General features: G+C 28.1%; 10 protein-coding genes. 8 read left to right on the top strand and 2 right to left on the bottom strand.

The features are described from left to right. The first annotated feature begins 55 nt into the window (after positions 1-55). The 4 genes from ACI48P_RS02040 to ACI48P_RS02025 all read left to right on the top strand — a co-directional run bounded on the left by ACI48P_RS02040 (position 56) and on the right by ACI48P_RS02025 (position 4,986). A complete protein-coding gene (locus ACI48P_RS02040; protein ID WP_475212952.1) occupies positions 56-964 on the top strand; it encodes a tyrosine-type recombinase/integrase in 909 nt (302 codons plus the stop codon). Positions 965-1,056: 92 nt separating this feature from the next. Continuing rightward, entirely contained in the window at positions 1,057-2,499 is a 1,443-nt protein-coding gene (purB, locus tag ACI48P_RS02035; RefSeq protein WP_475212951.1) for an adenylosuccinate lyase, read from the top strand. 325 nt (positions 2,500-2,824) lie between these two features. Beyond that, positions 2,825-4,339 carry a glutamate/gamma-aminobutyrate family transporter YjeM gene (gene yjeM, locus ACI48P_RS02030; protein WP_475212949.1) on the top strand — a complete coding sequence of 505 codons (1,515 nt, stop codon included), beginning with the start codon at positions 2,825-2,827 and terminating at the stop codon, positions 4,337-4,339. 194 nt (positions 4,340-4,533) lie between these two features. Beyond that, entirely contained in the window at positions 4,534-4,986 is a 453-nt protein-coding gene (locus tag ACI48P_RS02025; protein WP_475212946.1) for a MarR family winged helix-turn-helix transcriptional regulator, read from the top strand. Positions 4,987-5,151: 165 nt separating this feature from the next. Here ACI48P_RS02025 and ACI48P_RS02020 read toward each other — a convergent pair whose 3' ends face one another. Then, positions 5,152-6,381, bottom strand: coding sequence for a pyridoxal phosphate-dependent aminotransferase (locus ACI48P_RS02020; RefSeq protein WP_475212945.1), 1,230 nt, complete (start codon positions 6,379-6,381; stop codon positions 5,152-5,154). Between the two features lie 390 nt (positions 6,382-6,771). Here ACI48P_RS02020 and ACI48P_RS02015 point away from each other — a divergent pair, with 390 nt between their 5' ends. The 3 genes from ACI48P_RS02015 to ACI48P_RS02005 all read left to right on the top strand — a co-directional run bounded on the left by ACI48P_RS02015 (position 6,772) and on the right by ACI48P_RS02005 (position 8,929). Beyond that, on the top strand, positions 6,772-7,725 hold the full coding sequence (locus tag ACI48P_RS02015; protein ID WP_475212943.1) for a galactose-1-phosphate uridylyltransferase: 954 nt from the start codon (positions 6,772-6,774) through the stop codon (positions 7,723-7,725). Between the two features lie 24 nt (positions 7,726-7,749). Continuing rightward, the gene (locus ACI48P_RS02010) at positions 7,750-8,502 is read left to right on the top strand and encodes an exodeoxyribonuclease III (RefSeq protein ID WP_475212941.1); all 753 of its coding nucleotides are present in this window, start codon (positions 7,750-7,752) and stop codon (positions 8,500-8,502) included. A gap of 100 nt (positions 8,503-8,602) precedes the next feature. Continuing rightward, positions 8,603-8,929, top strand: a complete 327-nt coding sequence (locus tag ACI48P_RS02005) for a hypothetical protein (protein WP_475212939.1) — start codon at positions 8,603-8,605, stop codon at positions 8,927-8,929. Between the two features lie 49 nt (positions 8,930-8,978). On the opposite strand, the gene ACI48P_RS02000 is transcribed toward ACI48P_RS02005, so the two are convergent. Further along, positions 8,979-9,752: a 3'-5' exonuclease gene (locus ACI48P_RS02000; RefSeq protein WP_475212936.1), complete on the bottom strand. Its 774-nt coding sequence runs from the start codon at positions 9,750-9,752 to the stop codon at positions 8,979-8,981. A gap of 306 nt (positions 9,753-10,058) precedes the next feature. Here ACI48P_RS02000 and ACI48P_RS01995 point away from each other — a divergent pair, with 306 nt between their 5' ends. Further along, on the top strand, positions 10,059-11,957 hold the full coding sequence (locus ACI48P_RS01995; protein WP_475212934.1) for a type I glutamate--ammonia ligase: 1,899 nt from the start codon (positions 10,059-10,061) through the stop codon (positions 11,955-11,957). The last annotated feature ends 172 nt before the right edge of the window (positions 11,958-12,129 follow it).

Genomic DNA, 12,129 nt, shown 5'->3' with positions numbered 1-12,129 from the left:
AGGTATATTCAATATAAAGAAATAATATTTAACACTTATAAAAAGAGGAGAGAATATGAACAACTCGATAACCTTAGAATATAACGAATATGAAATATTTAATAATTTTTCAAGAAAACTTAATCCAAATACTCAGCATGATTATCTGTCAAAAGTAATATTATTTAAAGAGTATATAGGGGATAAAGACCTAGTGTATGCAGATAAAGATGACTGCACTAGATTTATAGAAGAGATTCAAAATAAATATGCAAAATCAACATGTGAAAAGATTTATAGCTATTTACATAGTTTTTATAATTATTTACTTAAAGAAGAATATATAGAATCAAACCCATTTAGATATGTAGAAAAACCTGCAGTAACAAGAATTAAAACAAAAGAGGATGTTTTAAGCATACAAGAAATTAACAAATTAATAGACACACTTCCTAAGTTAAATATTAGAGACAGAGTAATAATTGTGTTTCTAGTAACTACAGGTTGTTTATTAAATGAGCTTGTAAATTTAAAATGGAAAGATTTGATGTTAGATGAAAATGACAACTATTATGTTAGACTGGGAAAAGGTAAAAAAGAAAGAGTAGTTAAACTACATCCATATTGCTTCAAGTTAATAGAAGATTATAGAGATTACTCTGGTTTACCAGAAGTAATATTACCTAGTGAAGACTTTGTTTTTACTACTCAAAAAAGTAACTCAATAACTGATAGAAATGTAAGACTTATAGTGAAAAAAGCACTAGACTTGGCATCTTTATCAAAGTATTCTGCTAAGGATTTTAGACATTCTTATGCTGCAATAAGCTTAAGACTAGGTGCTAATGAACAAGATATAAAAAAGCAGTTAGGTTGGTCTGATAAGTACTATGCAATAAGATATAAGTATGTATTAAATTTTGTAGACAGTGAGAGTATAGATTATATGATAAATAAAGATAATATGAACATAAATAATAAGTAAGCTATGAACGAAAATAAATTAATGCTTGTTATAGTTCGTAAAATTTTATATAATTAGAATGTAATAAAAAAGACTTAAGGACGGTGCAAATTATGATAGATAACAAATATACTACATATTCAAATCCTTTAACAGAAAGATACTGTAGCAAAGACATGAGTTTCATATTCTCTCCTCAATTTAAATTTTCAACTTGGAGAAAATTATGGGTTGCTCTTGCAGAAGGAGAAAAAGAATTAGGTATTAATATAAGTGAAGAACAATTAGATGAGCTAAGAGCTAATATTGAAAATATAAACTTTGATGATGCTAGAAAATTCGAAAAAGAAGTAAGACATGATGTTATGGCACATGTTAAAGCATACGGGTTACAATGTGATAAAGCAAAAGGTATAATCCACTTAGGTGCAACATCTGCATACGTTGGAGATAATACTGATGTCATACAAATGACAGAAGCTTTAAGACTTATAAGAATAAAGCTTGTTAACTTAATAGATAACCTTAAAGATTTTGCTCTTAAAAACAAAGATATACCAACACTTGGATTTACTCACTTCCAAGCAGCTCAACTTACAACAGTAGGAAAGAGAGCTTGTTTATGGGCTCAAGATTTAATACTTGATTTAGAAGACTTAAACTATAGAATAGATAGTATGAAGTTAAGAGGAGTAAAGGGTACAACAGGTACTCAAGCTAGTTTCTTAAGTTTATTTGAAGGAGACCATGAAAAAGTAAAAGAATTAGATAAAATAGTTTGCGAAAAAATGGGTTACACTTCTTCTTATGCAGTAAGTGGACAAACATACACAAGAAAGCTAGACTACCAAGTAATAAGCATATTATCAGGAATAGCTCAAAGTATGCACAAAATGACTAATGATATAAGACTTTTACAAAGCTTAAAAGAATTAGAAGAGCCATTTGAAAAAAATCAAATAGGATCTTCAGCTATGGCTTATAAGAGAAATCCAATGAGAAGTGAAAGAATATCATCACTTTCTAAATATATAATATCAGAATCACTAAGCCCAGCATTAGTGCAAGCTACTCAATGGTTAGAAAGAAGCTTAGATGATTCAGCAAATAAAAGATTATCAATACCTCAAGCATTTATGGCAGCAGATGCTATACTTGAAATTGGTATAAATGTAACTGACGGTATGGTTGTATATGAAAATATGATAAGAAAGCATGTAAATGAAGAGCTACCGTTTATGGCTACTGAGACAATACTTATGGAAGCTGTCAAAAGAGGTGGAGATAGACAAGAATTACATGAAATTATAAGAGAAATGTCTATGAAGGCAGCTTACAGAGTTAAGCATGAAGGTAAAGATAATAATTTAATTGAAATGATAATAAATGATGATTCATTTAAGATGAGTAAAGAAGAAATATTATCAATAATGGACCCTATAAACTTCGTAGGTAGAGCACCTGAGCAAGTTGTAGAATTTGTAAATGAAACTTTACAACCAGCTATAAATCCATTTAAAGATAGTATAGGATTAGATATAGAATTACATGTTTAATAAATAATAAAAAGTGCTGAAAATTTCAGCACTTTTTTTATTTGGATTATACTTTTTTTAGAATACTAAAATATAATTTTGTCTATAAAAACGGAAAACACCCACCGAAGTGAGTGTTTTAATTGGGCTAGCGTCACAATCTCATATTAATGAGAAGTTCTTCTGAAACTAGTATACCATAAATTTAATACAACTTATAGATAATTATAAAATAATTATAAAATAATTATAGAAAAGATTAAAAAAAGATAAATATGTTAAATATAGAGTATTAAAAATCTATTTTAAGCAAAACTAATCCTATATCTACAAAGGAGGCAAAATAATGGCAGGAAATACAAATAACACAAAAAAATTAACTTTAGTTGCATTAGTATTAATGATTTTTACATCTGTATTTGGATTTGCAAACATGCCAAGAGCATTTTACTTAATGGGATATGCTGCGATACCTTGGTATATAATTAGTGCAATTTTATTCTTTATACCTTATGCATTTATGATGGCGGAATTTGGTGCAGCATTTAAAAATGAAACAGGTGGTATGTATTCTTGGATGGAGAAATCAATAGGTGCTAAATATGCATTCGTTGGAACATTCATGTGGTATGCATCATACATAATATGGATGGTTAACGTAGCATCTACAATATGGGTTCCTTTATCAAACTTTATATTTGGTGCTGATAAAACAGGAACATGGTCATTATTAGGTTTAAGTTCGACACAAACTCTAGGCGTACTAGGGGTTATTTGGATATTATTAGTAACTTATATAGGTAGTAAAGGTGTTGAAAAAATAACTAAAATAACATCAATTGGTGGTACAGCTGTACTTGCATTAAATTTTGTACTACTTATTGGTGGCGTAGTAGTTTTAGCATTAAATGGTGGTACATTTGCACAACCAATAACTAATTTTGGAGATGCATTCTTAAAATCTCCAAACCCAGCATATCAAACACCAGTTACAGTACTATCATTCTTGGTGTTTGCTATATTTGCTTTTGGAGGACTAGAAGTATTAGGAGGTCTTGTTGACCAAACAGAAGATGCGGAAAGAAACTTCCCTAAAGGTCTTACAATAGCTGCTATAGTAATATCTATAGGTTATTCAGTTGGTATATTTGCATGTGGTATGTTTACTAATTGGAATGACATACTATCAAGTGAAAATGTAAATATGGCCAATGTTGCATATATAGTTATACAAAACCTAGGCTATCAACTAGGACAAGTATTTAATATGTCACAATCAGTTTCAATGACAATAGGAGCTTGGTTTGCAAGATTCGTTGGACTATCAATGTTTTTAGCATTAAGTGGAGCATTCTTTACATTAACATATTCACCGCTAAAGACTTTAATACTAGGATCTCCTAAAGAGGTTTGGCCAGGTAAACTAGGTGAAATAAGAAATGGTATGCCAATAAATGCAATGAAAGTTCAAGCTATAATAGCAATAGTAATGATAATAGCAATAGCATTTGGTGGTAGTGGAGCATCAGAGTTCTTTAGAATACTAGTTCTTATGACTAATGTTGCTATGACAATACCTTATATGTTCTTAAGTGGTGCATTCCCAGCATTTAAAAAGAAACAACTAGAAGGGAAGATAGACAAACCATTTATGGTATATAAGTCAAGTGGAATAGCTATATTTGTTGCTACAATAGTAACAATATTTATAGGATTCGCAAATGCATTTACAATAATAGAACCTTCATTATCAGGAAAAACATTAGACACAATTATGATGGTAATGGGTCCATTGGTATTTGGTATAGTTGCATTTGTTTTATATACTGTTTATGAAAATAAATACATTAAAAATAAATAATTAATTAAAAAAGACAAAGATGATCAAAACATTTTAGATTATCTTTGTCTTTTATTATAATATTAGAAATTAAACAATAAAAGAACATACAATTATTGAGATATTGCTTAAAAACTATTGTATATAAAATAATTTTAATGTAAACTGTAATTAAAGTTGAAAATATATATAAATTGAACATCTGGGGTGATAAAATGCAATGCATAGTATCGGATACAATAGGTTTTATAAGTAAAACATTTCCGAAAATTTATTCAAGTCTGTATCTGGACTACTTAAAACAATATTCTACAGGATACAATGTTAACAAGACACAATTAAGAGCTTTAATGTTTATCAACAATTATGGGGCTATTAGTATGACAGATTTGTGTTCTAAATTAAATATTGAGAAGGGTAGTTTAACAAGTATGGTTGATGATCTAACTAATAAAGGTTATGTAGTTAGAGAGAAAGACTTAGCTGACAGAAGAAAATACCTAATTAATATTACAGATGACGGTGTTGGATTGGCTTCTGATTTTATGAACAAACTTAGCTTTAATTTAGAAGAAAAATTTTTCAAACTATCAGAAGAAGATAGAACAAAATATGTAGAGGCTATAAATACTTTACAAAATATTTTGAATATGGAAGAATTAAGTTAACATAAGCAATTATATTATTAGTTAGGAAAAGGATTTATGGATTCGGAAAAGGAATTCATAAAAATATAAGTGATACACTTATATGCTGAAATTTGGATAAAAAAGGATATCTCAAGTGAGATATCCTTTTTTGTATGTTAAATCTAATAAATTTTATATTAATAATTAAGCTTCAGATAGAGACTCTTTTAAAGATTCTTTTCTATTTAATGCTACATATTCTTCAAGTCCTTCTTTTAGCAATGTTGCAGCTCTATGAAGGTCCTTTTCATTTAGGATATAAGCAAGTCTTATTTCATCTCTTCCTAATCCTTTTGTAGCATAGAATCCTTCAGCAGGACAAGCCATTACAGTTTCTCCATCTTTACTGAACTCTTTTAACATCCATATTACGAAGTCTTCTGCATTTTCAACTGGTAGTTTTGCTACTATGTAAAATGCTCCAGTAGGTTTTTTGCAAACAACCCCTTCAACTTTCATTAATTCATCGTATAATACATCTCTTCTTCTTCTATACTCTTCATTAACTTCTTTAAAGTAAGATGTTGGAGTTTTATATAATTCAACAGCGCCTAATTGTTCTAATGTAGCAACACAAAGTCTTCCTTGGCAAAGTTTTAATATCTGAGCTATAAGACCTTTGTTTTTAGAAGCAATTGAACCTATTCTTGCACCACATGCACTATACCTCTTAGAAACACTATCTATTATAACAACTCTATCTTTAACATCATCTAAATTACCAAAGCTAGTGTATTCTAATCCTTCGTAAACAAATTCTCTATAAACTTCATCAGCGATTATCCATAAATCGTTTTCCTTAGCTATCTCAGCAACCATACATACTTCTTCTTTAGTATATACTGTTCCAGTTGGATTCCCTGGATTAGATAATAATATACCTTTAGTTTTAGAGTTTACTTTAGAAAGAAGCTCTTCTTTTGAAGGTAAGTGGAATCCATCTTCAGCTTTAGTAGTTATAGGATTAACTTCTACATTAACGCATTGTCCAAATCCGTTATAGTTTGTATAAAATGGCTCTGCAACTAATAAGTTGTCCCCTGGATCGCAAACAGCCATCATAGTAAATAGTAAAGCTTCACTACCACCATTTGTTATTAATATTTCGTCCTCTTCATAATGCATATCATATGTAGCGTAATAGTCTTGCATTGCTTTTATTAATTGGGGAAGACCTGGTGAAACAGCATATTCTAATACTTCATTATCAAAATTTTTAACTGCATCAAAAAATCCTTTAGGAGTCTTGATATCTGGTTGGCCTATGTTTAAATGGTAAACTTTTGTACCTCTAGCTTTAGCTTCTAATGCATATGGAACTAATTTTCTTATTGGAGAAGCTTGCATAGAAGTAACTCTTCCTGAATATTTCATATAAATACCCCCTTAAATTAAGAACATAAAATTACAAATCTCTATTCAATAGTAATGGTAGCATAGTTATTTCCAAAACGCATCACAAAATAAAATATAAACAATCTCAAAATATACGTATTTTTATCCTAAATTTTAAAAAGAAATTATTATATAAAAATACACCTAAATATATAATTATAAAAACTTGATATATACTAATATTAAGAGGTACATTAATGAAAAATTAATAAATATTTTAGCAAAAATTATAGAAATATAGGATAAGCTGTATGATAATATAGGATAAAATTTTTTATAAAGCTATAAAAGGGTAGACACTTTGTTATAAAATTGGTTAAATTAGGTATAGAGAAAATTAATATTGTGCTGAAATTATGAGGTGTGACTATGAAAGAATTGAGAATAGATCCTATAAGTAATGATATAGTAATATTTGCAGAAGATAGATTAAAAAGACCTATGGATAAATGTAACCCTAAAGAGAATAAAAATGAAAAAGATGGGTATAAAGTAAATTGTCCATTTTGTATTGGAAATGAAAGTGATTGTGAAAATGAAACTTTTAGATTAGAAGATGATAAAGGTTGGACGGTAAGATCTATATACAATAAGTATCCAATTATTGATGAGTCTTCAGAAGAAGTTTTTGGTACACATGAAGTTATGATTGAAAGTAATAGACATGATGGAAGTTTTTATGATATGGATACAAAAGAATTTGAAAACTTATTTATAATGTATAGAAATAGATTTTTAGATTTAAATAATAGATCAAATGTTGAATATGTAAGTATATTTAAAAATTATTTGAGACAAGCTGGAGCATCTCTAGATCATCCTCATTCTCAAATTATTACATTACCATTTATACCACCAGAAATTAAGAATGAGCTACAGGTTTCAAAAGAATACTTTGATATGAATAATAAATGTTTATATGAGGATATAATAGAAGATGAAATTAAGTTAGACTCTAGAGTTATATATAATGGAAAAAGTTTTGTTGCATTAATACCATCAGCGACAAAATACACTGGAGAAATAAGGATATTATTTAAAGATAAGGTTATATTTAATGAAATTAGTGATGACAGTATAAGTGAATTAGCAAAAATATTTGATAAATTATTTAAAAAGATAGAAAAAGTAGAAGGAAAAATACCTTTTAATATATATATACATACTTATCCTACCAATGTGGATTGTAAAGATTATTTTAATACACATATTCATATTATCCCAAGAAAATATAGTTTTGGAGGATTTGAATTAGGAACAGGAGTATATGTATCTTCAAGAAATCCAGAAGGTATAGCTAAAAAACTAAAATTAAAATATTAGAAATTAATATAAAAGGAGGCAACTATGAAGTTTATATCATGGAATGTTAATGGATTAAGAGCGTGTGTAGGGAAAGGATTTTTAGATTTCTTTAAAGAGGTTGATGCAGATATCTTCTGTCTACAAGAAACTAAATTACAAGAAGGACAAATAGATTTAGATTTAGAAGGATATCATCAGTATTGGAATTATGCTGAAAAGAAAGGTTATTCAGGAACTGCTATTTTTACTAAAGCAAAACCAATAAGTGTTAGTTATGGAATAAATATAGAAGAACATGACAAAGAGGGTAGAGTAATAACAACAGAATATGAAGACTTTTACTTTGTAACAGTATATATACCAAACTCTCAAAATGAATTAAAAAGATTAGATTATAGAATGAAATGGGAAGATGATTTTAGAAATTACTTAGTGAACTTAGATAATATAAAGCCGGTAATAGTATGTGGGGATTTAAATGTTGCTCATAAAGAAATAGATTTAAAGAACCCAAAAACTAATAAAAAGAATGCTGGATTTACAGATGAAGAAAGAGGTAAGTTTAGTGAATTATTAGAAGCTGGGTTTATAGATACTTATAGATTCTTTAATCCAGATAAAGAAGGAGCATATTCGTGGTGGTCATATAGATTTAATGCAAGAAAGAATAATGCTGGTTGGAGAATTGACTACTTCTGTGCTTCAAACAAACTTAAAGATAGATTAGTGAGTGCAGACATTCACACAGAAATATTAGGTTCTGACCATTGTCCAGTTGAATTAGTAATTAAATAATAGGAATATATATCATATATTTCCTTTGGTATTAATAGTATTTATTAGAGTGGGATTAAAGCTAGAGATTAAATAATATTAATTAACCAGGGGGCTAGGTATGAATATTTTAGAATTAAAAAGTAAACTGGAAAAAGGTCAAAATTTAGGTGCTGAAGTTGTTTATATAAAAGAAGATAATCTTTTATGTGGAATAGGAAGCATATATAAGGATCAAGAGGATAAAAGTATAACTATATTAAAGTCAGACGAAGAAACTATAAAAGTAAGTGATTTTATAAAGTTACTAAATGAAATATGTGTAAATATAGGAAATGGACAAGTATATACAGGTAGTAGTGAATACTCAAGAGAAGGGTGTAAAGAAATTGTATCATTAGAATTTGCGCAATATGAATTAACTAAGATGATTTTTATTAATATATAAAAAGTAGAAAATAATATATTAAAAAAGATAGACAATCTAAAATAGATGTCTATCTTTTATTTTTTACAGGAGGTTCATTTAAAAACTGGCCAGTTTTCCCCATCTTATAAGCTAAATCAATTATTTTCTTTTCGTCTCTAGTTAAATCTCTTCCTAATATTTTATTAAACTCTGCAAATAATTTATCATAATTTATATCTTTTTTTGGATTTCTCTTTACCGAGTTAGGCTTTAAAGTAGTGTAAATATATATATCAGGCACAACACTTGGGCTATTAATTCTCATAAATACCTGAGCAGTATAATAGGCGTCATTTAAAGCGTTGTGATAAGATTTACCTTCTTCTATTCCTAAAATAGATATTGCATTTTGTAATCCAATACTTTTTCCAGATGGATTGTTAAAATATTCTGAAGCATATTTTTGAATATTAATATATTCTTTTGGTAATGACTTTGATGGTAAACCGTAAAAGTTAATATTTCTATAAAGTTCTTTTAAATCTCCAGTACCCCATACACAAAGAATAGGATCTTTACCTGAGATGAATTTCCTAAAGTCTTTATAAACACTAGCAAAACTTGGTGCGTCTTTTACATCATTATAAGTTATACTAGTCATTCTGCCTACAAATGGATGTATTGACTTGTATATTTCTGGTTTTACATAACTATTGAAAGTATCTATAATATTAAAGTGAGAATCTAGTTTAATAGCACCTATTTGAATAATCTCAAATGGACATCTTTCGTTAGAAACTGTCTTGTTAAGTTCTCTATCAAATCCTTGATTAAACTCTAAATCGAAAACTATATATTCCATAATATTTATCTCCTAATGTATTTTTAATAACAATATGATTATAAGGTAAAGAATATAAAAATATCCCTCTATTTAGTATACCCTAATATCTAAAAAATGTTAAACTATTGTAATGAAGTATTATATAAATAGAATAAAAATTATAGAGAAAATAAAATACCGCAAAATATTGCGAACTTTAATATATTGATATATAATAATATCAATATAAAGCCGAATGAAAATATAAAACTTATAAAAAAAGTCCAATAAACGGCGAGGGAATTAAAAAAATACAACAGTAGATTTATCAAGGGGAGTGAAATTATGAGCAAAATGTTATATGCCATAGAAAAAGAAAATCATAATGAAAAAAATCTGAGAGAAATATTAGAACAAAATAGAAATATAAGATTTGTTTCTTTAATGGGGATAGATTTAGGTGGAAATGCAACTGATGAAAAGATACCAGTAGAGTTATTTTTAGATGATATAGATGATTTTCTAAAATCTGCTATACAAACAGATGGTTCAAGTGTTGAGCTTTATAATATAGCAACACTAAATAATGCAAAAGTAGATTTAATGCCAGATGTAAATTCTAAGTGGTTTGTGGATTATAATTTTGATCATATAGATAAAGAGTATAACTTACCAGTAGGTACGTTAAAAATACCTGCATTCTTAATACATGATAATAAGAAGGTATGTTCAAGGGGAATACTTCAAAAAGCTGAAAAATACTTTAAAAAATCAATCATAGAAATATTTGAAGAGTATCCACACATGATGAAAAATATAGGTATAGAAAAAGTTGATGATATAGAAGAAATAATTTTAACAGCAGCAACTGAATTAGAATTCTGGGTAAATACACCAGAAGATAAAGCAGATTTAGAAAAATTATATGTATCTCAAAGTTTAAAAGAGCAGTATTGGAAGAGGACTCATGGAATAATAAGAACTTGTTTAGAAAAAAGTTTAATGATATTAAGCGATCTTGGAATTGAACCAGAAATGGCGCACAAAGAGGTTGGAGGAATAAATAGTTCTATAAGTATAGATGGAAAAACAAAGCACGCTATGGAGCAACTAGAGGTTTCTTGGAAATTTGCATCACCTCTACAAGCAGCTGATAATGAGCTAACAGTTAGGGACGTTATAGAAGATATATTTACATCTCATGGTTTAGAAGTAACGTTTAAGGCAAAGCCATTACATGGTGTTGCAGGGAGTGGAGGACATACACATGTAGGTGTTAGTGTAAAATTAAAAGATGGAAGTATGAAAAATATTTTTGCACCTAAAGATATGAAAGAAGACTATTTAAGTGAAATTGGTTATGGAGCTCTTATGGGATTACTTCACAACTATGAAGTTTTAAATCCAATTGTAACATCTTCAAATGATGGATTTAACAGATTAGTTCCTGGATTTGAAGCACCAGTCTGTATAGTAACATCATTAGGTCATACTTATGAGGTACCATCAAGAAATAGATCAGTATTAGTTGGTTTAGTTAGAGATATAAAAAATCCAAAGACAGTAAGACTTGAGCTAAGATCTCCAAATCCATTATCAAACACTTATTTAGTAATAGCTGGATGTTACCAAACAATGCTAGATGGAATAAAAGCTACTGCAAAAAGTATGCTTTCTACTAAAGAACTTGAAAAAGAGTTATCAAAGGATGTTGGGGAAGAAGGATTCTACTTAGAAAAGGGAAGAGCCTATAGAGATGAAAATGATGTTTTTGAACATTATAGTTTAGAAGAAAGAAATGAAAGATTTGGTACGCCACCTGCAACAGTATATGAGAATATGAAAAATCTTGAAGTTTATGAATGTAAATTACAATCATTAATGCAAGGAAATGTGTTTTCTGATAAAATAATTAGTTCTTTTAAGGATGGAGCAATTTATAAGTGGGAAAATGAACTAAGCAATAGAATAATTCATGACAATATGGACTATTTAAGAAGTTGTGTAAAGTTACATACTAAAGAAAACATGGATGCATTAGATGAAGTTGTATGGAACTCTATTTCTGATATTAAGTTCAATATAATGAAAGATACTTTAACTAGAAAATCTTTATTTACTCAAATAAGAGAAGCTTTAGAAAATAAAGATTATGAATTAGCATCTAACCTGCAACTAGAGTTGAAAAAAAATATGGAAGAAATCCAAAAATTATATATTAACTACAAAAAGAATATATATTAGTTTAGATAAGAGGAGGGAGTAATCCCTTCTTTTTTATATATAAATAAATATGTATAGTAAACGTTTACCAAATTAAATTCAGTTTTTCTTAATAAAAAAGTAAGAATGATAGCCTAATAAATAAAAAATAAAACATAAGATAACTAAATATACGTATTTGATATAAAAAAAT

Source organism: Romboutsia sp. LXY-2 (assembly GCF_056171995.1).
This window is presented reverse-complemented; position numbering and strand designations above follow the sequence as displayed.

Excerpts from the sequence above, each read along its gene's own strand:
- yjeM (WP_475212949.1), top strand. The coding sequence starts at position 2,825 with ATGGCAGGAAATACAAATAACACAAAAAAATTAACTTTAGTTGCATTA.
- ACI48P_RS02005 (WP_475212939.1), top strand. The coding sequence starts at position 8,603 with ATGAATATTTTAGAATTAAAAAGTAAACTGGAAAAAGGTCAAAATTTA.
- purB (WP_475212951.1), top strand. The coding sequence starts at position 1,057 with ATGATAGATAACAAATATACTACATATTCAAATCCTTTAACAGAAAGA.
- ACI48P_RS02015 (WP_475212943.1), top strand. The coding sequence starts at position 6,772 with ATGAAAGAATTGAGAATAGATCCTATAAGTAATGATATAGTAATATTT.
- ACI48P_RS01995 (WP_475212934.1), top strand. The coding sequence starts at position 10,059 with ATGAGCAAAATGTTATATGCCATAGAAAAAGAAAATCATAATGAAAAA.
- ACI48P_RS02025 (WP_475212946.1), top strand. The coding sequence starts at position 4,534 with ATGCAATGCATAGTATCGGATACAATAGGTTTTATAAGTAAAACATTT.
- ACI48P_RS02000 (WP_475212936.1), bottom strand. The coding sequence starts at position 9,752 with ATGGAATATATAGTTTTCGATTTAGAGTTTAATCAAGGATTTGATAGA.
- ACI48P_RS02020 (WP_475212945.1), bottom strand. The coding sequence starts at position 6,381 with ATGAAATATTCAGGAAGAGTTACTTCTATGCAAGCTTCTCCAATAAGA.
- ACI48P_RS02040 (WP_475212952.1), top strand. The coding sequence starts at position 56 with ATGAACAACTCGATAACCTTAGAATATAACGAATATGAAATATTTAAT.
- ACI48P_RS02010 (WP_475212941.1), top strand. The coding sequence starts at position 7,750 with ATGAAGTTTATATCATGGAATGTTAATGGATTAAGAGCGTGTGTAGGG.